The sequence below is a fragment of the Stenotrophomonas sp. SXG-1 genome, from assembly GCF_014083965.1.
Lineage (GTDB): Bacteria > Pseudomonadota > Gammaproteobacteria > Xanthomonadales > Xanthomonadaceae > Stenotrophomonas > Stenotrophomonas geniculata.
Window position 1 is genome coordinate 196,943 of record NZ_CP046588.1, and the last position, 18,003, is coordinate 214,945.

The 18,003-nt window shown below is 67.7% G+C and carries 19 protein-coding genes; 13 read left to right on the forward strand and 6 right to left on the reverse strand.

All coding sequences use genetic code 11. The features are described from left to right. The first annotated feature begins 31 nt into the window (after nt 1-31). Nucleotides 32-922 (forward strand): alpha/beta fold hydrolase, encoded by an 891-nt coding sequence (locus tag GOC52_RS00840; RefSeq protein WP_191850444.1) that lies wholly within the window; start codon nt 32-34, stop codon nt 920-922. A gap of 76 nt (nt 923-998) precedes the next feature. Here GOC52_RS00840 and GOC52_RS00845 read toward each other — a convergent pair whose 3' ends face one another. Further along, nucleotides 999-1,430 carry a YkgJ family cysteine cluster protein gene (locus tag GOC52_RS00845; RefSeq protein WP_029380125.1) on the reverse strand — a complete coding sequence of 144 codons (432 nt, stop codon included), beginning with the start codon at nt 1,428-1,430 and terminating at the stop codon, nt 999-1,001. A 104-nt stretch (nt 1,431-1,534) separates the two neighbouring features. Between GOC52_RS00845 and oleC the strand changes: the two genes are divergently transcribed. The 3 genes from oleC (at nt 1,535) to GOC52_RS00860 (ending at nt 4,420) form a co-directional block, all read left to right on the forward strand. Next, nucleotides 1,535-3,193, forward strand: coding sequence for an olefin beta-lactone synthetase (gene oleC / locus GOC52_RS00850; RefSeq protein ID WP_071306512.1), 1,659 nt, complete (start codon nt 1,535-1,537; stop codon nt 3,191-3,193). Further along, on the forward strand, nt 3,190-4,182 hold the full coding sequence (oleD, locus tag GOC52_RS00855; protein ID WP_191850446.1) for a 2-alkyl-3-oxoalkanoate reductase: 993 nt from the start codon (nt 3,190-3,192) through the stop codon (nt 4,180-4,182). The genes oleC and oleD overlap by 4 nt, the downstream gene beginning before the upstream one ends. Before the next feature lie 82 nt (nt 4,183-4,264). After that, nucleotides 4,265-4,420, forward strand: a complete 156-nt coding sequence (locus GOC52_RS00860; protein WP_004153593.1) for a DUF1328 domain-containing protein — start codon at nt 4,265-4,267, stop codon at nt 4,418-4,420. Between the two features lie 82 nt (nt 4,421-4,502). On the opposite strand, the gene ddlA is transcribed toward GOC52_RS00860, so the two are convergent. After that, the gene (gene ddlA / locus GOC52_RS00865; RefSeq protein WP_191850448.1) at nt 4,503-5,597 is read right to left on the reverse strand and encodes a D-alanine--D-alanine ligase; all 1,095 of its coding nucleotides are present in this window, start codon (nt 5,595-5,597) and stop codon (nt 4,503-4,505) included. Between the two features lie 400 nt (nt 5,598-5,997). Between ddlA and GOC52_RS00870 the strand changes: the two genes are divergently transcribed. The 4 genes from GOC52_RS00870 to GOC52_RS00885 all read left to right on the forward strand — a co-directional run bounded on the left by GOC52_RS00870 (nt 5,998) and on the right by GOC52_RS00885 (nt 9,720). After that, nucleotides 5,998-6,633 carry a ubiquinone biosynthesis accessory factor UbiJ gene (locus GOC52_RS00870; protein WP_019337432.1) on the forward strand — a complete coding sequence of 212 codons (636 nt, stop codon included), beginning with the start codon at nt 5,998-6,000 and terminating at the stop codon, nt 6,631-6,633. Next, nucleotides 6,630-8,285, forward strand: a complete 1,656-nt coding sequence (ubiB, locus tag GOC52_RS00875) for a ubiquinone biosynthesis regulatory protein kinase UbiB (RefSeq protein ID WP_126560772.1) — start codon at nt 6,630-6,632, stop codon at nt 8,283-8,285. Before GOC52_RS00870 ends, ubiB begins: the two co-directional genes overlap by 4 nt. 5 nt (nt 8,286-8,290) lie before the next feature. Next, on the forward strand, nt 8,291-8,869 hold the full coding sequence (locus GOC52_RS00880) for an O-methyltransferase (protein ID WP_019337434.1): 579 nt from the start codon (nt 8,291-8,293) through the stop codon (nt 8,867-8,869). Nucleotides 8,870-8,976: 107 nt separating this feature from the next. Continuing rightward, nucleotides 8,977-9,720, forward strand: a complete 744-nt coding sequence (locus GOC52_RS00885; RefSeq protein WP_010487096.1) for a pseudouridine synthase — start codon at nt 8,977-8,979, stop codon at nt 9,718-9,720. Nucleotides 9,721-9,790: 70 nt separating this feature from the next. Here GOC52_RS00885 and GOC52_RS00890 read toward each other — a convergent pair whose 3' ends face one another. Then, nucleotides 9,791-10,318, reverse strand: a complete 528-nt coding sequence (locus tag GOC52_RS00890) for a DUF2059 domain-containing protein (protein WP_010487093.1) — start codon at nt 10,316-10,318, stop codon at nt 9,791-9,793. 133 nt (nt 10,319-10,451) lie between these two features. Between GOC52_RS00890 and arfB the strand changes: the two genes are divergently transcribed. The 3 genes from arfB (at nt 10,452) to dcp (ending at nt 13,758) form a co-directional block, all read left to right on the forward strand. Next, the gene (gene arfB, locus GOC52_RS00895) at nt 10,452-10,883 is read left to right on the forward strand and encodes an alternative ribosome rescue aminoacyl-tRNA hydrolase ArfB (RefSeq protein ID WP_005420755.1); all 432 of its coding nucleotides are present in this window, start codon (nt 10,452-10,454) and stop codon (nt 10,881-10,883) included. A 46-nt stretch (nt 10,884-10,929) separates the two neighbouring features. Beyond that, the gene (locus GOC52_RS00900) at nt 10,930-11,490 is read left to right on the forward strand and encodes a lysophospholipid acyltransferase family protein (RefSeq protein WP_224329368.1); all 561 of its coding nucleotides are present in this window, start codon (nt 10,930-10,932) and stop codon (nt 11,488-11,490) included. Nucleotides 11,491-11,601: 111 nt separating this feature from the next. Further along, nucleotides 11,602-13,758, forward strand: coding sequence for a peptidyl-dipeptidase Dcp (dcp, locus tag GOC52_RS00905; protein WP_019337438.1), 2,157 nt, complete (start codon nt 11,602-11,604; stop codon nt 13,756-13,758). A gap of 135 nt (nt 13,759-13,893) precedes the next feature. Here the strand turns inward: dcp and GOC52_RS00910 are convergent, their stop codons facing one another. Further along, nucleotides 13,894-14,340, reverse strand: coding sequence for a 3-dehydroquinate dehydratase (locus GOC52_RS00910; RefSeq protein ID WP_004153636.1), 447 nt, complete (start codon nt 14,338-14,340; stop codon nt 13,894-13,896). A 3-nt stretch (nt 14,341-14,343) separates the two neighbouring features. Further along, nucleotides 14,344-14,745 (reverse strand): hypothetical protein, encoded by a 402-nt coding sequence (locus GOC52_RS00915; RefSeq protein ID WP_010487081.1) that lies wholly within the window; start codon nt 14,743-14,745, stop codon nt 14,344-14,346. A 257-nt stretch (nt 14,746-15,002) separates the two neighbouring features. On the opposite strand from GOC52_RS00915, the gene lepB reads away from it, so the two are divergent. Together lepB and GOC52_RS00925 are read left to right on the forward strand one after the other, a co-directional pair. Then, nucleotides 15,003-15,629 (forward strand): signal peptidase I, encoded by a 627-nt coding sequence (gene lepB, locus GOC52_RS00920; protein ID WP_010487079.1) that lies wholly within the window; start codon nt 15,003-15,005, stop codon nt 15,627-15,629. A 124-nt stretch (nt 15,630-15,753) separates the two neighbouring features. Next, entirely contained in the window at nt 15,754-17,010 is a 1,257-nt protein-coding gene (locus GOC52_RS00925; RefSeq protein WP_191850450.1) for an MFS transporter, read from the forward strand. 82 nt (nt 17,011-17,092) lie between these two features. Here the strand turns inward: GOC52_RS00925 and GOC52_RS00930 are convergent, their stop codons facing one another. Further along, nucleotides 17,093-18,001, reverse strand: a complete 909-nt coding sequence (locus GOC52_RS00930; RefSeq protein ID WP_191850452.1) for a LysR family transcriptional regulator — start codon at nt 17,999-18,001, stop codon at nt 17,093-17,095. Between the last annotated feature and the right edge of the window lie 2 nt (nt 18,002-18,003).

Consider the following 18,003-nt stretch of genomic DNA (forward strand, 5'->3'; position numbering starts at 1 on the left):
ACCGCGCCGCGATTCTCCTTAGGTGCTCCGCATGCGCGATCTCCCCGGTTACCCCGCCCACCCGCAGCGCTTCGAAGTGCGCCCTGGCCTGTCGATGAACTATCTCGACGAAGGCCCGCGCGACGGCGAGGTGGTGGTGATGGTGCACGGCAACCCGTCGTGGAGCTATTACTGGCGCACGCTGGTGGCTGGCCTGTCGGACACTTACCGCTGCATCGTGCCGGACCACATCGGCATGGGCCTGTCGGACAAGCCGGACGACAGCCGCTATGAGTACACGCTGCAGTCGCGCGTGGACGATCTCGATGCACTGCTCAGGCACCTGGGCATCACCGGCCCGGTGACCCTGGCCGTGCACGACTGGGGCGGCATGATCGGCTTCGGCTGGGCGCTGTCGCACCACGACCAGGTGAAGCGCCTGGTGGTGCTCAACACCGCCGCCTTCCCGATGCCGGCCGCGAAGAAGATGCCGTGGCAGATCGCGCTGGGCCGCCACTGGAAGATCGGCGAGTGGATCATCCGCAGCTTCAACGCATTCTCGTCCGGCGCCTCGTGGCTGGGCGTGGAGCGGAAGATGCCGGCCGACGTGCGCCGCGCCTACGTGTCGCCGTACAACAGCTACGCCAACCGCATCAGCACCATCCGCTTCATGCAGGACATCCCGCTGTCGCCGGCCGACAGGGCGTGGTCGCTGCTGGAGCGTGCCGGCAAGGCGCTGCCGTCGTTCGCCGACCGCCCCGCCTTCCTCGGCTGGGGCCTGCGCGACTTCGTGTTCGACCACCACTTCCTGAAGGGTTTCCAGGCCGCGCTGCCGAAGGCCCAGGTGCATGCCTTCGAGGATGCCGGGCATTACGTGCTGGAAGACAAGCACGAGGTGCTGGTGCCGGAGATCCGGGCGTTCCTGGACAAGAACCCGATCTGAGAAGTGTGCCGACCAACGGTCGGCACCCACACGTGGAAGGTATGGGTGGGGGCCGACCGTTGGTCGGCACACCGGATTATGCGGCGACCGGCGCCTGCGGCGGCGAAGACGGGCTGTTGCCGTTGTCGTCCGGATGATCGTCATCATTGTCGGCGTCATCGCGCCAACGCCAGTCGGCCAGCGTCAGTGGATCCAGGCCATAGGCGATGCGCGCCTTGTCGCACTGCGGGCTGGCCTTGCCGTACTCCCACGATGCATCCACCTCACGGCACACGCTGGGCCGGTTGGGGTGGATGGTGCAGCGTGAATACACGCCGATCTGCGCATCCAGCGCCACGCAGCGCACCGGCTTGGAATGGGTGCCACGCATGCACAGGCGATGCGGGTCCAGCACTTCGGTGAGCTGGTGTGGCACGCCGCCGGGGGTGACCTCGTCTGATTCCATCCAGTGGAAGGCCACGCGGTATTGGGTGCAGCAGGCGCCGCAGGTCATGCAGGGATGTTGCATGGGCAAGCCGCCTCGGGCGGCAGTCGGAATCAGGAACGAGGGTGCGGATTTTCCACGAAGTGGGGCGCCGCGCAAGAAATTCCGTAAGCGGCGACAATGAGCGGATGAACCGACCCTGCAATATTGCGGCCCGTTTGCCTGAACTGGCGCGTGAACGCCCCGACCAGATTGCTATCCGCTGCCCCGGCCGCCGGGGCGCCGGCAACGGCATGGCCGCCTACGACGTCACCCTGGATTACCGCCAGCTGGACGCCCGCAGCGATGCCATGGCCGCCGGCCTGGCCGGCTACGGGATCGGCCGAGGGGTGCGCACGGTGGTGATGGTGCGGCCCTCGCCGGAGTTCTTCCTGTTGATGTTCGCCCTGTTCAAGCTGGGCGCGGTGCCAGTGCTGGTCGATCCGGGCATCGACAAGCGCGCGCTGAAACAGTGTCTGGACGAGGCGCAGCCGGAAGCCTTCATCGGCATTCCGCTGGCCCATGTGGCGCGGCTGGTGCTGCGCTGGGCGCCGTCGGCGGCGCGCCTGGTGACCGTCGGCCGCCGCCTCGGCTGGGGCGGAACCACCCTGGCCGCGCTGGAGCGCGCCGGCGCCAATGGTGGGCCGATGCTGGCCGCCACTGACGGCGAGGACATGGCCGCGATCCTGTTCACGAGTGGCTCCACCGGCGTGCCCAAGGGCGTGGTCTACCGCCATCGCCACTTCGTCGGCCAGATCCAGCTGCTGGGCAGTGCCTTCGGCATGGAAGCGGGCGGGGTGGACCTGCCGACCTTCCCGCCGTTCGCGCTGTTCGATCCTGCGCTGGGCCTGACCTCGGTCATCCCGGACATGGACCCGACCCGGCCGGCACAGGCCGACCCGGCGCGCCTCCACGACGCCATCCAGCGTTTCGGCGTCACCCAGCTGTTCGGCTCGCCGGCACTGATGCGGGTGCTGGCGAAGCATGGCCGGCCGCTGCCGACGGTGACCCGGGTGACCTCGGCGGGTGCGCCGGTGCCGCCGGACGTGGTCGCCACCATCCGCAGCCTGCTGCCGGCCGACGCGCAGTTCTGGACGCCGTATGGCGCCACCGAGTGCCTGCCGGTGGCCGTGGTCGAGGGCCGCGAGCTGGAGCGTACGCGCGCCGCTACCGAGGCTGGCGCAGGGACCTGCGTGGGCAGCGTGGTGGCGCCGAACGAAGTGCGCATCATCGCCATCGATGACGCGCCGCTGCCGGACTGGTCGCAGGCACGCGTGCTGGCCACCGGCGAGGTCGGCGAGATCACCGTAGCCGGGCCGACCGCCACCGACAGTTATTTCAACCGCCCGCAGGCCACGGCGGCGGCAAAGATCCACGAGACGCTGGCCGATGGCAGCACGCGCGTGGTCCATCGCATGGGCGACGTCGGTTACTTCGATGCGCAGGGCCGACTGTGGTTCTGCGGGCGCAAGACGCAGCGCGTGGAGACCACGCGCGGACCGCTGTACACCGAACAGGTCGAGCCGGTGTTCAACACCGTGGCCGGGGTGGCGCGCACGGCGCTGGTCGGTGTCGGCGCCCCGGGTGCACAGGTGCCGGTGCTGTGCGTGGAACTGCAGCGTGGCCAGGCAGACAGCCCGGCGCTGCAGGAAGCGCTGCGTGCGCATGCCGCAGCGCGCACGCCTGAGGCCGGCCTGCAGCACTTCCTGGTGCATCCGGCGTTCCCCGTCGATATCCGTCACAACGCCAAGATCGGCCGCGAGAAGCTCGCCGTCTGGGCCAGCGCCGAACTGGAGAAGCGCGCATGAAGATCCTGGTCACCGGTGGTGGTGGTTTCCTTGGCCAGGCGCTGTGCCGCGGGCTGGTCGAACGTGGCCACCAGGTACTGGCGTTCAACCGCAGCCATTACCCGGAACTGCAGGCGATGGGCGTGGGCCAGATCCGTGGCGACCTGGCCGATGCGCAGGCAGTGCTGCACGCGGTGGCCGGCGTTGACGCGGTGTTCCACAACGGTGCCAAGGCCGGTGCGTGGGGCAGCTATGACAGCTACCACCAGGCCAACGTGGTCGGCACTGACAATGTGATCGCCGCCTGCCGCGCGCACGGCATCAGCCGGCTGGTCTACACCTCCACGCCCAGCGTGACGCACCGTGCCACCCACCCGGTGGAAGGCCTGGGCGCGGATGAAGTGCCCTACGGTGAGGACTTCCAGGCCCCGTATGCGGCGACCAAGGCGATTGCCGAACAGCGCGTGCTGGCGGCCAACGACGCCTCGCTGGCGACGGTGGCACTGCGCCCGCGCCTGATCTGGGGCCCGGGCGATCAGCAGCTGGTGCCGCGCCTGGCCGAACGTGCACGGCAGGGCCGCCTGCGTCTGGTGGGCGATGGCAACAACAAGGTGGATACCACCTACATCGACAACGCCGCGCTCGCACACTTTCTCGCTTTCGAGGCATTGGCGCCGGGGGCCGCGTGTGCGGGCAAGGCCTACTTCATTTCCAACGGCGAACCGCTGCCGATGCGCGAGCTGGTCAACAAGCTGCTGGCCGCCGTTGGTGCGCCGACGGTGGACAAGGCGATCAGCTTCAAGGCCGCTTACCGGATCGGTGCGCTCTGCGAGCGCCTGTGGCCGCTGCTGCGCCTGCGCGGCGAGCCGCCATTGACCCGCTTCCTGGCCGAGCAGCTGTGCACGCCGCACTGGTACAGCATGGAGCCGGCACGCCGTGACTTCGGCTACGTGCCGCAGGTCAGCGTCGAAGAAGGGCTGCGCAGGCTGAAGGCTTCATCTGCTGCATAGATCGCCGTCACTGGCTGCACACCGCCAGATCGGGAGGATGGACCCACGCCATCCAACGGCCCGGACATCTGCGAGGAGCGCCATGCTGCATTACGCCGTCATCTTTTTCGTCATCGCCATCATCGCCGCTGTGCTCGGCTTCTCCGGCATTGCCGGCGCTGCCAGCAACATTGCCTGGATCCTGTTCGTTGTGTTCCTGGTACTGGCAGTGATCTCGATGTTCCGCAAGCGCGGGTAGAAGACCGCAGGGTAGTGCCGGCCGCTGGCCGGCACGCCCTCTTTGTAGCGTCGAGCATGGCTCGACGCTACACACAGCGCCGCTACACGGCGCTGTGCAATCCGCGATCGGCTTCATGGCGCTCCAGCGCCAGTTCGATCAGCCGCGTGATCAGCGTCGTGTAGTCCACACCGCTGGCGCCCCACAGCTTCGGGTACATGCTGATGCGGGTGAAGCCCGGCAGCGTGTTGACCTCGTTGATGACGATCTCACCGTCTGTGGTGAGGAACACATCCACGCGCGCCATGCCCGCACACTCCAGCGCCTGGTAGGCCCGCAGCGCGGTCTGCTGGATGCGCGCCTGGGTTGCAGCATCGATATCCGCCGGCACCACCACCTCGGCGCCGTCGGCGTTGATGTACTTGGTGTCGTAGGCGTAGAACTCGTCGTGCACCACCACTTCCCCACACATGCTGGCCTGAGGATGTTCGTTGCCCAGCACCGCGCACTCGATCTCGCGGCCGACCACCGCCGATTCCACCAGCACCTTGTGGTCGTAGCGCAGCGCCAATGCCAGCGCCTCGGCGAAGCCCGCTGCATCCTTGACCTTGCTCACCCCCACCGACGAACCCTGGTTGGCCGGCTTCACGAACAACGGCAGGCCGAGCTGCGCGATCACCGCATCGACATCGACTGCCGCCGCCTGATGGCGACGGATGCACAGCCACGGTGCCACCTGCAGCCCGGCGTCGCGCAGCAGGCGCTTGGTCACGTCCTTGTCCATCGCCACCGCCGAGCCCAGTACCGGTGAACCGACGAAGGGCAGGTTGGCCATGCGCAGCAGCCCCTGCAGCGCACCGTCCTCGCCCAGCGGCCCGTGCACGATCGGCAGCACCACATCGATCTGGCCGAGCGCGCTGGCCGCATCGGACGGCTGCAGCTGCGCCTGCTCGGCGCCCGGGCGCACCGCCAGCGACGTACCGGACCGATGCAGGGCGATGCGCGACGGATCATCGGCATTGATCAGGAAGGTATCCGGCTGGCTCAGATGCCACTGGCCCTGCTTGTCGATACCGACCAGCACCGGCTCGAAGCGCTCGCGATCGAGCGCATCGAGGATGTTCTTCGCCGACTGCAGCGAAACTTCGTGCTCGGAAGACTTGCCACCGAAGATGATGCCGACCCGGGTCCGTGCCATGGGGAATGCGATGTCCTGTGCGTTGCGTGGCCTCATAGCATGAACCTTCATCGGCCCTCCGCGTGAGGCACAGATGAACCAGAAATCCATCCACGCATGGCGTGGATCTACCGTGTCGACCAAGGTCGACACCCACCAGAGCAACACAGAAAGCCGCCCTGACAGCAGCGGGAAACTGTCGAAGGCGGGGTGGGTCCGGTTGTGGGGGTGTCCGCGGCATGGATGCCGCGGCCAAGCCCCCACGGACGGGTTTACGGCGTCCCCCGCCACTGGACCCGCCCCGCCCCCCACGGAATGCCCGCTCTTGCTGTTGCTTCGGCTACTGCTGTTGCCGTTGCCTCTGCGGGTGCCGGGCGGCAGCCCGGCCCAAGCCCCCCACCCACGCAGGTAGAATGCACACATGGCTCTCTCCCTGCTCAAGTCCCTCAAGCCGGTCGCCGGCCGCGCCCTGCAGATCGCCCTGAACCGCGCGCTGGCGCTGGATCCGGATACCCGCCATGCGCTGACCAGCCTGGATGGCCGGCATATCGATCTGACCCTGGAAGCGCCGTCGCTGGCCATGCGCATCAGCGTCGACGGCGACCAGCTGCGGGTCGGCCCGGTGGATGCGCAGGAAGCCGACCTGGCCGTGCGCAGCAGCCTGGCCGGCGTGCTCGCGCAGCTGCCGCTGCTGGCCAACGCACGGCGCGGTGACAACAACGGCAAGGGCCGCGTGCGCGTGGCCGGCGACGCCGAACTGGCACGCCGCCTGCAGCAGCTCGCCAAGGGCTTCGACCCGGACTGGCAGCAGCCCTTCGTCAGCGTGTTCGGCGAGGTACTGGGCGTGCAGGTCGCCAATACCCTGCGCAGCGCCCTGCAGCACGCACGCCAGGGCGCGGTCGACCTGGCCCACAGCGCCGCAGAATTCATCACCGAGGAATCGCGCGATGTAGTGCCGCGCGCTGAACTGGATGCCTTCCACGATGATGTGGACGTGCTGCGCGACGACGTGGAGCGCCTTGGTGCACGCGTACAGCGCCTGCGGGGTGCCGCATGAAGGCCGTGCTGCGCGCCAGCCGCATCGGCCGGGTGATCCTGCGTTACCGCCTCGACGACCTGCTGCAGGGCACACCGGCCGAGCGCTGGTTGCGCCTGGCCAAGCCGTTCGTGCCGCGCGCCTCGGCCGACATCGCCGCACAGTCGCGCGGTGCGCGCCTGCGCCTGGCGCTGCAGGATCTCGGCCCGATCTTCGTCAAGTTCGGCCAGATCCTGTCCACCCGCCGCGATCTGGTGCCGCCGGATGTGGCCAATGAGCTGACTCTGCTGCAGGACCGGGTCAAGCCGTTCGATGGTGAGACCGCGCGTCGCATCGTCGAGGAAGCGCTCGGCCTGCCGGTCAGCGAGGCCTTCGCCAGTTTCGACACCGAACCGCTGGCCTCGGCCTCCATCGCACAGGTGCACGCGGCCACGCTGGCCGATGGCCGCCAGGTGGTGGTCAAGGTGCTGCGCCCGGGCATCGAGAAGCAGATCGACGCTGATATCGCCCTGCTCAATTCGCTGGCCGCCCTGGTCGAGCGCACCCATCCGCGCGCCGACAAGATCCGTCCGCGCGAAGTGGTGGCCGAGGTCGAAAACACCCTTTCCGCCGAGCTGGACCTGCAGCGCGAAGGCGCCAATGCCAGCGTGCTGCGCCGCTTCTGGGAAAACAGCGACGACCTGTACGTGCCGGAAGTGATCTGGAGCCACACCGCCGAGCGCGCGCTGACCCTGGAGCGCGTGTGGGGCATTCCGTCCGACGACATCGCCGCGCTGGACAAGGCCGGCATCGACCGCAAGGCGCTGGCCGCCAAGGGCGTGCGGGTGTTCTACACCCAGGTGTTCCGCGACAACTTCTTCCATGCCGACGCGCACGCCGGCAACATCTGGGTCGACACCGATCCGTCGCGTCGCGCCAACCCGCGCTTCATCGCGCTGGACTTCGGCATCATGGGCCAGCTCTCGCAGGAAGATCAGTACTACCTGGCGGAGAACTTCATGGCCATCTTCAACCGCGACTACCGCCGCATCGCCGAACTGCATGTGCAGGCGCGCTGGATGCCGGACAACGTGCGCATCGATGACCTGGAAGCGGCCGTGCGCTCGGTGTGCGAGCCGTACTTCACCCGCCCGCTGTCGCAGATCTCGCTGGCCGAAGTGCTGATGAAGCTGTTCCGCGTGGCGCAGCGTTACCAGCTGACGTTGCAGCCGCAGCTGATCCTGCTGCAGAAAACCCTGCTGAACATCGAGGGCGTCGGCCGCCAGCTGGACCCGCAGATCGACATCTGGGCGGTGGCCAAGCCGGTGCTGGCGAAGATCCTGCGCGAGCGTTACAGCCCGCGCCGGGTGGTGCGCGAGCTCGGCAAGCGCCTGCCGGAAATCATGACCCATGCGCCGGACATGCCACGCCTGGTACACGCCTGGCTGACCCAGCAGGTGGAAGGCCGCCACGAACTGTCGATGCGTTCGCGCGACCTGGCCGCACTGGATGCCAGCGTGCAGCGCCTGCAGAAGCGTGCGGTGGGCGCGATCACCGGTGTCGGCCTGCTGGCCATCGCCGCGCTGATCTATGTGGTGCAGCCGCCGGGCTGGTACTGGGGCGACCTGCCGATGTGGAGCTGGCTGTCCGGTGTGGTCGGCGTGGTGGCGCTGGCGCGCGCGTGGTGGAAGTAGGTCCCATGCTGCAGGCACTCAAGGACGAACTGGCCCGCTTCGGCGCCGACAACGATGCCCGCGAAAGCGCGCGCGGGCGCCGCATGCTCAACATCACGCCGGAGACGGGTGAATTCCTGTCCGTGCTGGTCCGCTTCGGCGCTGCGCGCCAGGTGCTGGAGATCGGCACCTCCAACGGCTATTCGACGCTGTGGCTGGCCGAGGCTGCCACAGCCATCGACGGCCACGTGACCACGCTCGAATACGCCGAGGACAAGGTGGCGATGGCGCGTGACACCTTCGCGCGCAGTGGCCTGGCCGATCGCATCACGCTGGTCCACGACGATGCGGGACCGTGGCTGGCGCTGGTCGCCGATGCCAGCGTCGACCTGCTGTTCCTCGATTCGGATCGCGGGCAGTACGCCGGCTGGTGGCCGCAGCTGCGCCGCGTGCTGCGGCCCGGCGGCCTGCTGGTGGTGGACAACGCCACCTCGCATGCAGAACAGATGGAACCGCTGCGGGCGCTGCTGGAGGCTGATCCGGACTTCAGCACCAGCCTGGTGCCGGTGGGCAATGGCGAGCTGTTGGCCGTACGCAGCGCCTGACTGCTCTACAGGCAGGTGCCAACCTTGGTTGGCACGCCGTTGCCGGTCGCGCAGAGCCGCCGAGCGCGGGCTCGGCTCTACAGAAGGCAGGCCTTTATAATCCCGCGGTGAGCACCGAACCCGAGACCCTCGCCGCGGTCGAGACCGACACCGCGCCCCTGCAGCTGCTGCACCTGGATGAACGCCTGGCCGTGGTCAACAAGCCTGCCGGGCTGATGGTCCACGACAGCAAGCTGGCCCGTGGCGAAGACGACTTCCTGGCCGACCGCCTGCGCGAGCAGCTGGGCCGCCCGATCTTCCTCGTGCATCGCCTGGACCGGGCCACCAGCGGCTGCCTGCTGTTGGCCTTCGACCGCGAAACCGCCAGCGCGCTGGGCAAGGCGTTGATGGGCGGTGAAGTGCTGAAGGACTACCTGACCGTCTGCCGTGGCTGGCCGGCAGAACCGTCCTGGCGGGTCGACCACGACCTCGACGGTGGCCCGGGCAAGCCGGTGAAGAAGCCGGCGGTCACCGACTTCCAGCGCCTGGCCACCGGCGAGCTGTCGGTCCCGGTCGGTGAGTTCACCCGTTCGCGCTACGCGCTGCTGCGCTGCCAGCCACAGACCGGGCGCTTCCGGCAGATCCGCCGGCACCTGAAGCATCTCTCGCATCACATGATCGGCGACACCAGCCACGGTGATGGTCGCCACAACCGCATCTTCCGCATGCAGGGCGTGCACCGCATGCTGCTGCATGCCGAGCGCCTGCGTTTCCCGCATCCGGACGGTGGCACGGTGGATGTGCGTGCGCCGCTGGACCGCGAGTTCCAGAAGGCGCTGGGCCTGTTCGGCTGGCAGGTGGACGACGCCTGATGCTGCTGCGGTAAGCCGAGCGTGGGCTCGGCTCTACAGCCAGCGGCCGGGCGTGGCCCGGCGCACCCCGTTATTTCTTTTCCGGCTCGTTGACGATCGCTTCCAGGTCCTTCTGCAGATCCGCGAACAGCGGCTGCATGCGCGCCTGGATGGCCACCATCACGTTCTGCATCAGCGCCGGGGTCTTGTCCAGCAGGCTCTGGCCGGCCGCGCTCTCGTAGAACTCGGCCATCGCCAGCACGTCTTCCTTGCTGAAGGTCTTCTTGTAGAGGTCCACGTACATCGGCCGCAGCTGCTGCCACGACAGGGCCTGGCGCAGGGTCTGGCTGGTCCGCGCCTGGATCCGCTTCAGCTGTTCCTGCTGCTGGGCGTTGAGCTGGCGCTGTGCGGCCACCTGCTGGAACTGCTGCTGCTGCATCGCCTCGATCTGCGGCAGCATGGTGTCGATCATGCTCTGCGCCCGTGACGCGGACAGCAGGCGGTTGATGTCGCCATCGGTCGGTGGCGCGGCCAGGGCCGGAACGCTGGCCACGGCCAGCGCCAGCAGCAGGGCGGCGCGGCGCAGCAGGGACGGCAGGGCGGGTGCGGTGCGGGTCATGCGGGCTTCCTGCGGTACATGGGACGGCCAGCATACCCGCAGCCAAGGCGAAGGCGGCGTGTTCGGTACCTGATCGGCGGCATACGGTGCGCGATGCCGCACTCCGGCACGTGGCTGCCGCTACAATGCGCGGATGGGCAGTGGACCGGTCACCATCAGCGCGCAGCTTGAAATCCCCGACGGCGAGATCGTCGAGCGGTTCGTGCGTGCCAGCGGTGCCGGTGGCCAGAACGTCAACAAGGTCTCCACCGCGGTGGAACTGCGTTTCGATGTGGCCAACTCGCCCTCGTTGCCCGAACCGTTGCGCGCGCGCCTGTTGGCGCGGCGTGACCGGCGCATGACCGGCGAAGGCGTGCTGGTCATCGACGCGCAACGTTTCCGGACCCAGGATCGCAATCGCGAGGATGCGCGCGAGCGGCTGGCGGCCTTCATCCAGGCCGGGCTGAGCGTGCCCAAGCCGCGCAAGGCCACCAAGCCGACCCTCGGGTCGAAACTGCGTCGTCTGGACGCCAAACGCGGGCGCGCGCAGATCAAGCGCGGGCGCTCATCACGTGACTGGGAGTGATTGCTTGAACAACCCGACTTCGTTGCTGCCGGCCGTGCCGCCGCAGATGCCGCAGGTCAAACCCAACGCCTTCCTGCGCTGGCTGGCGCGCTGCACCCTGCGCATGGGCGGCTGGAAGGTGACCGGCACCCTGCCTGACATTCCCCGCCTGGTGTTCATCATCGCGCCGCATTCGTCCAACTGGGACGGCCTGTGGGGCATGGCGGCCAAGATCGCGCTGGGAATGAAGGTCAAGGTGCTGGGCAAGGCATCGCTGTTCTGGTGGCCGCTGGGCCCGCTGCTGCACAAGCTGGGCGTGATCCCGCTGGACCGCAGCTCGCCGCAGGGCACGGTGGGCCAGGCGGTGGACCTGCTGCGCAACAACGAGAAGATGTGGTTCGCCATCACCCCCGAGGGCACCCGCAAGGCCGTGAAGGACTGGAAGGCCGGCTTCCTGAAGATCGCCCGGATGGCCGACGTGCCGATCCTGGCCGCGTATTTCCACTACCCGGAAAAGACCATCGGCATCGGCCCGCTGTTCACGCCCAGCGGCGATGATGCCGCCGACATGGCCGCCATCCGCGAGTTCTACCGGCCGTGGATGGGCAAGACCCGCGGTACGGTCTGAGCCGGCCGCAGGCCGCCGCATAGACGCCACGTCCGGCACATGCCGGGCGAGCGCGACAGGAGTAGGGTGGAGGGCTGGTATCCCGTACCGTCTGCCCAAGGAGTGTTTTACATGTCGCGTACCGTAGTCCTGGCCGCCGCCATCAGCCTGGCGCTGGCGGCCTGTTCCGGCAAGGAGTCCACCCCCGTGTCCGATGCCCAGAAAGCCCCGGCCCAGCAGCCGGCCGAAGCCTCCACCAATCCGCTGCTGAGCGCCAGCACGTTGCCGTTCCAGGCGCCGCAGTTCGACAAGATCAAGGACAGCGACTACCTGCCGGCGTTCGAGGAAGGCATGCGCCAGCACCTGGCCGACGTGCGCAAGATCGCCGACAGCAGCGAGCCGGCCACCTTCGACAACACCATCGTAGCGATGGAGCGCAGCGGCGAGACCCTGAACCGCGTGTCGCGCATTTTCTTCGGCCTGGTCCAGGCCGATACCAACGATGCACGCCAGAAGATCCAGGAAGAAGTGGCGCCGAAGCTGGCCGCGCACCAGGACGAGATCAACCTCGATCCGAAGCTGTTCGCGCGCGTGAAGTCGCTGTACGACCAGCGTGACACGCTGGAACTGGACCCGGTGCAGAAGCGCCTGGTCGAGCATTACTACGACGGCCTGGTGCGCGCTGGCGCACAGCTGTCCGACGCCGACAAGGCGAGCCTGCGCAAGCTCAACGTGGAAGAAACCACCCTTTCCACCCAGTTCCATACCCGTCTGGTGGCCGCCACCGCCGCTGCGGCCGTCGTTGTCGACGACAAGGCCAAGCTGGCCGGCCTGGACGAGAATGCGATCAACAACGCTGCCACCGCCGCCAAGGATCGCAAGCTGGATGGCAAGTTCCTGCTGCCGTTGCAGAACACCACACAGCAGCCGGTGCTCGGCTCGCTGAGCGACCGCGACCAGCGCGCCGCCGTGCTGAAGGCTTCGGAAACCCGCGCCGAGCGCGGCGATGCCAACGACACCCGGCAGACCGTGCAGCGCCTGGCCCAGCTGCGTGCACAGAAGGCCAAGCTGCTCGGCTTCGACACCTTCGCCGACTACCAGCTGGGTGACCAGATGGCCAAGACCCCGGCTGCCGCGCTCAAGCTGCTGACCGACACCGTGCCGGCCGCCACTGCCAAGGCACGCGCCGAAGCCGGCGAGATCCAGAAGGTGATCGACGCGCAGAAGGGTGGTTTCCAGGTCGCCGCTTCGGACTGGGACTTCTACGCCGAGCAGGTGCGCAAGGCCAAGTACGATCTGGACGAATCGCAGATCAAGCCGTACTTCGAACTGGACAACGTGCTGCAGAACGGCGTCTTCTACGCCGCCACCCAGCTGTACGGCATCACCTTCAAGCCGCGCACCGACATTCCGACCTACAACCCGGACATGAAGGTGTACGAAGTGTTCGACAAGGACGGCACCTCGCTGGCCCTGTTCTACACCGACTACTTCAAGCGTGACAGCAAGTCCGGCGGCGCCTGGATGGACGTGTTCGTCGAACAGGATGGCCTGACCGGTGCCAAGCCGGTGGTCTACAACGTCTGCAACTTCACCAAGCCGGCCGCCGGCCAGCCTGCGCTGATCAGCTTCGACGACGTCACCACCATGTTCCATGAGTTCGGCCATGCGCTGCACGGCATGTTCTCGAACGTGAAGTACCCGTCGATTGCCGGCACCGCCACCTCGCGTGATTTCGTCGAGTTCCCGTCGCAGTTCAACGAGCACTGGGCGCTGGACCCGAAGGTGTTCGCCAACTACGCCAAGCACTACAAGACCGGCGAGGCGATGCCGCAGGAACTGGTCGACAAGATCCTCAAGGCACGCAGCTTCAACCAGGGCTATGCGACCACCGAGTACCTGTCGGCCGCACTGCTCGACCTGGCCTGGCACACGCAGAAGGCCGACGCGCCGCTGCAGGATGTCGGCGCCTTTGAAGCCAGCGCTCTGAAGAAGTTCAAGGTCGACCTGCCGCAGGTGCCGCCGCGCTACCGCACCACCTACTTCGACCACATCTGGGGTGGTGGTTACTCGGCCGGTTACTACGCCTACTTCTGGGCCGAAGTGCTCGACCATGACGCCTACCAGTGGTTCACCGAGCACGGTGGCCTGACCGCGGCCAACGGCCAGGAGTTCCGCGACAAGATCCTCTCGCGTGGCAACAGCGTGGAACTGTCGACCCTGTACCGCGATTTCCGCGGCAAGGACCCGTCGGTGGAACCGCTGCTGAAGTTCCGCGGGCTGAAGTAAGAAAGCGAAAACGGCGGGGGAAACCCCGCCGTTTTTCCTTGCTCTTCTTGTAGAGCCGAGCCTACGCTCGGCTGCCTTTCGCGCCCTTGTAGAGCCGAGCCCATGCTCGGCTGGTTTTCCACGAAAGGAAGCGCGCTACGTCCCCACGTGCACCCGGTTGGCCTGCTCGGCCAGTCCCAGGTGATCCAGTGCGATGTCCAGCGCCAGCACATAGCTCTGTGCACCGTAACCGGCCGCAATGCCCAGGCGCTGGCCGACACCGGCCGGCAGGCACGGCTCGGCCACCGCGCCGTCGTCATGCACTTCCACGTAGGCGTTGTGCAGATAGGGCAGCAACCGTTGCAGGCGCAGGCTGTTGGCACATGCACCCGGATCGAGCAGCGTCACCTCGCCGCGACTGTGGTCGGCCACGCGCAGTGCGTCCAGCAGTTCCTGTTCCGAACCGCAGGCACGGATCGCCACGCTGGTGCCGGCATCGATCGCGCGATGCACCAGCGACTTCAGTACCGGCGCCGGCAGTGGCATTGCCGTGCGAATCAAGGCGCCGGCGGCTTCCGGGCCGCGGATGATGAAGATCGACATGGCTCAGCCCTCCTGCGCCAGGCGACGGCCGACGATGGCCAGCGACAGCGGATAGCCGGCCTGCTGGCTGCGCTGGTCGACCACCACCGCGGCGGGGCCGTGCTGCAGGCGCAGGCGCGCATCCAGGCCGGGCTCGCTGGGCGACTGCAGCTCGATGTACTGCGCCGGCAGCCGTTCCAGCGCCGCCTGCAGTGCGCCACCCTCGGCCTGCCATTGCGCCTCGTCGGCCACGCCGACATCCAGCAGCACCCAGTCGGCCGAGCGCGCCTGCGGCTGGCATAGGCACTGGCGCACTTCGGACAGACTCGCGCAGTCGCTGCACAGCACGCGATGGCCGCTCAGCTGCGCCGGCAACTGCGGGCGCGGCGCCGACGGAGACGCGTGGCGGATCACCAGGAGGGTCATACAACACCTTGCGGAATGCGCCCTGCGGCGCGGTGGGCACACGATGCACGTGCTGGCCGTAAAGGTGCGATGCCCGTGGCCGGGTGCGCGCGTAAAACCTGCGTAACCCTTCCTGTAGAGCCGAGCCTACGCTCGGCTGGCGTGCACCGACGCTTGAAGAGCAGCCGAGCGCGGGCTCGGCTCTACAGCAAGCCGGTGCGGGAACCTCTTCGGCCCGGATGTGGTCTGATGCAGCTACCACTGACCCGGAGCCTGCCATGGACGCTGTTGCCCGCCCTCCCTTTTCCGAACGCGCGCTGGCCTGGCTGAAGAAAGAGGCGCTGCCGTTGCTGGTGATGCTCGGCCTGCTCGCCGCCGCCCGCGATACCCTGGCCAACCACTACGTAGTGCCCAGCGGCTCGATGCAGCCGACCCTGCAGCCCGGCGACCGGGTGGTGGTGGACATGCGTGCCTATGGGCTGCGCCTGCCGTTTACCGGCAAGGAACTGATGGCGACCGGCACCCCGCAGCGCGGCGAGGTGGCGGTGTTCGATTCGCCGGCCGACGGCACCCGCCTGATCAAGCGGGTGGCCGCGGTGGCCGGTGACCATGTGCAGCTGCACGAAGGGCACCTGAGCATCAACGGCCAGCCACTGCAGACCGCCGACCTGCAGGACGTGGAAGCCTTCGGTGAACGCCGTGCCCGCCTCGATCTGGACATGGGCGGCGGCCCGGACATCGCCGATCTGGTGGTGCCCGACGGTAAGGTGCTGGTGCTGGGTGACCACCGCGGCAACAGCTTCGATGGCCGCTTCTTCGGCTTCGTCGACGCTGACAAGGTCTACGGCCGTGCGGTGGCGGTGTACTACCGCCGGGGCGCCGGCTTCGAGTGGCAGCGCCTGTAAGCTGAATTGATACTTTCTGTGTATCAATCCTGACCTATCAGGTTATGGATCGACTGGATGGACGGGCCTAGTCTGAGGCCCGTTCCCTCCCATACCCGGCCGTCCCCACCGGCCCACCGATCCCATGACTGGCGAAACCGCCGCGACCGTCGAACGCCGCCCCCACGCTGTTGACCCCGCTTCCGACACCCGCATCCAGCAGGGCACGCCGGCTTTCCGCCGCACCGCGCTGGCGCTGTTCCTGGCCGGCTTCTCCACCTTCGGGCTGCTGTACACGGTGCAGCCGCTGCTGCCCGAATTCAGCCGCCACTTCGGCGTGTCCGCCGCCGGCAGCGCGATGTCGCTGTCGCTGACCACCGGCACGCTGGCGGTGGCCATGCTGCTGGCCGGCCTGCTGTCCGACGCGGTCGGCCGTCGCCCGTTGATGATCGCTGCGCTGCTGGCCTCGGCCATGCTGTCGCTGAGCACGGCGTTGGTGGATGACTGGACCACGCTGCTGGTGCTGCGCAACCTGCTCGGCCTGGCGCTGAGCGGCGTGCCGGCGGTAGCGATGACCTACCTGGTCGAGGAAATGGACAGCCGCGCGCTGGGCCTGGCGATGGGCCTGTACATCGGCGGCAATGCCATTGGTGGCATGAGCGGGCGCCTGCTGGCCGGCATCATCGCTGACCACTGGGGCTGGCGCTGGGGCATCGGCGTGGTCTCGATCATCGCCGTGGCCAGCACCGTGCTGCTGTGGCTGCAGCTGCCGCCGTCGCGTCACTTCCACCCCCGCCGTGATGGACTGCGCCAGTTGCCGTCACGCTGGCGCATGCTGTTCGCCGACCCGGGCCTGCCGTGGCTGTTCGCCACCTCGTTCGTGCTGATGGGCGTGTTCGTCACCCTCTACAACTACCTGGGCTACCACCTGCTGGCGCCGCCGTACCACCTCAGCCAGACCGTGGTAGGCCTGATCTTCAGCGTCTACCTGGTGGGCACTTTCAGTTCGGCGTGGATGGGCCAGCAGGCTACGCGTTACGGACGCGGCCGCATCCTGTCGATCTCGTTCGCGCTGATCGGTGCCGGCATCGCGCTGCTGGCATTGCCTTGGCTGAGCACGATGGCACTGGGCATCGCGCTGGTCACGTTCGGCTTCTTCGGTGGTCACTCGGTGGCCAGCAGCTGGGTTGGCAGCCGTGCCGGCACGATGCGCGCGGAAGCCTCGGCGCTGTATCTGTTTGCCTATTACCTGGGTTCGAGTGTGCTCGGTGGTTTAGGCGGCCTGGCTTATGCGGCGTGGGACTGGCTGGGTGTGTGCCTGTTCGCCGCCGTGCTGACCCTGATCGGCGGTGGCATTGTCTGGGCGCTGCAGCAGCGCGCCCCGCAGCCGGTGACCGCGTGATCCTGGTCTGGTAGAGGCCGACCTTGGTCGGCGTTGTGGTCGTGGGCCAAACCAAGGTTGGCCACTACCGGGGGGTGCACGCTCAGCCCTCCACGAACGCCTCGCGCAACAACCCGGCGAAATTGCGGATCAGCGGCGTCACCCCCTCGCGGTGCCACGCCAGCTGCACCTCCGAATGCGCACCAGCATCGGCCAGTGCCACGAAGCGCGATCCTTCCACCCGGATGTGATCGCACGACGACGGCAGGATGGCTGCGCCCAGGCCCGCGGCGGCCAGACTGATCAGCGTCGAGGCTTCACCCGCCTCCTGCACGATGCGTGGCGTGAATCCGGCAGCCGCACACAACGCGATCATGTGGTCATGGATGCCCGCACCCGCGCTGCGGCGAAATGCCACGAACGGCTCCTGCGCGAAGTCGCGCAGCGACAGCGTTCCTTGTTTCGACAGTTTGCGCAGGGCGGGGTGGTCGGCATGCACGATCAACGCCAGCGGGTCGACGAACAGGCTGTGCGCCACCAGTTCCGGCGGCAACGCGCGCTTGCGGATGATGCCCACGTCCAGGCTGCCATCGAGCAGCGCATCGATCTGCTGCAGCGTGTTCATCTCGCTCAGCTGCAGCCGCACCTGCGGGTACTGCTGGCGGTAGCGCAGGATCGAACGCGGAATCTGCGGTGACAGTGGCGTGGCCCGGGTCAGGCCGATACGCAGTTCGCCCTGCTCGCCGCGCTGCGCACGCTGCACCTCATCCACCGCCGTTTCCACCTGCTGCACGATGGCGCGTGCACGCTCCTGCAGCAGCTCACCGGCAGGCGTCAGCTGCACACGACGGTGGCTGCGCACGAACAGGCGCGCCCCGATCAGTTCCTCCAGCTGGCGGATCTGCTGGCTGAGCGGCGGCTGCGACATCCCCAACCGTTCGGCGGCCTGGCCGAAGTGCAGCGTATCGGCGACAGCGAGGAAGTAGCGCAAGTGGCGCAGTTCGATGGACATTG

Coding starts and splice junctions, on each gene's coding strand:
- GOC52_RS00840 (WP_191850444.1), top strand. CDS start 32: ATGCGCGATCTCCCCGGTTACCCCGCCCACCCGCAGCGCTTCGAAGTG.
- GOC52_RS00845 (WP_029380125.1), bottom strand. CDS start 1,430: ATGCAACATCCCTGCATGACCTGCGGCGCCTGCTGCACCCAATACCGC.
- oleC (WP_071306512.1), top strand. CDS start 1,535: ATGAACCGACCCTGCAATATTGCGGCCCGTTTGCCTGAACTGGCGCGT.
- oleD (WP_191850446.1), top strand. CDS start 3,190: ATGAAGATCCTGGTCACCGGTGGTGGTGGTTTCCTTGGCCAGGCGCTG.
- GOC52_RS00860 (WP_004153593.1), top strand. CDS start 4,265: ATGCTGCATTACGCCGTCATCTTTTTCGTCATCGCCATCATCGCCGCT.
- ddlA (WP_191850448.1), bottom strand. CDS start 5,597: ATGGCACGGACCCGGGTCGGCATCATCTTCGGTGGCAAGTCTTCCGAG.
- GOC52_RS00870 (WP_019337432.1), top strand. CDS start 5,998: ATGGCTCTCTCCCTGCTCAAGTCCCTCAAGCCGGTCGCCGGCCGCGCC.
- ubiB (WP_126560772.1), top strand. CDS start 6,630: ATGAAGGCCGTGCTGCGCGCCAGCCGCATCGGCCGGGTGATCCTGCGT.
- GOC52_RS00880 (WP_019337434.1), top strand. CDS start 8,291: ATGCTGCAGGCACTCAAGGACGAACTGGCCCGCTTCGGCGCCGACAAC.
- GOC52_RS00890 (WP_010487093.1), bottom strand. CDS start 10,318: ATGACCCGCACCGCACCCGCCCTGCCGTCCCTGCTGCGCCGCGCCGCC.
- arfB (WP_005420755.1), top strand. CDS start 10,452: ATGGGCAGTGGACCGGTCACCATCAGCGCGCAGCTTGAAATCCCCGAC.
- GOC52_RS00900 (WP_224329368.1), top strand. CDS start 10,930: ATGCCGCAGGTCAAACCCAACGCCTTCCTGCGCTGGCTGGCGCGCTGC.
- dcp (WP_019337438.1), top strand. CDS start 11,602: ATGTCGCGTACCGTAGTCCTGGCCGCCGCCATCAGCCTGGCGCTGGCG.
- GOC52_RS00910 (WP_004153636.1), bottom strand. CDS start 14,340: ATGTCGATCTTCATCATCCGCGGCCCGGAAGCCGCCGGCGCCTTGATT.
- GOC52_RS00915 (WP_010487081.1), bottom strand. CDS start 14,745: ATGACCCTCCTGGTGATCCGCCACGCGTCTCCGTCGGCGCCGCGCCCG.
- lepB (WP_010487079.1), top strand. CDS start 15,003: ATGGACGCTGTTGCCCGCCCTCCCTTTTCCGAACGCGCGCTGGCCTGG.
- GOC52_RS00925 (WP_191850450.1), top strand. CDS start 15,754: ATGACTGGCGAAACCGCCGCGACCGTCGAACGCCGCCCCCACGCTGTT.
- GOC52_RS00930 (WP_191850452.1), bottom strand. CDS start 18,001: ATGTCCATCGAACTGCGCCACTTGCGCTACTTCCTCGCTGTCGCCGAT.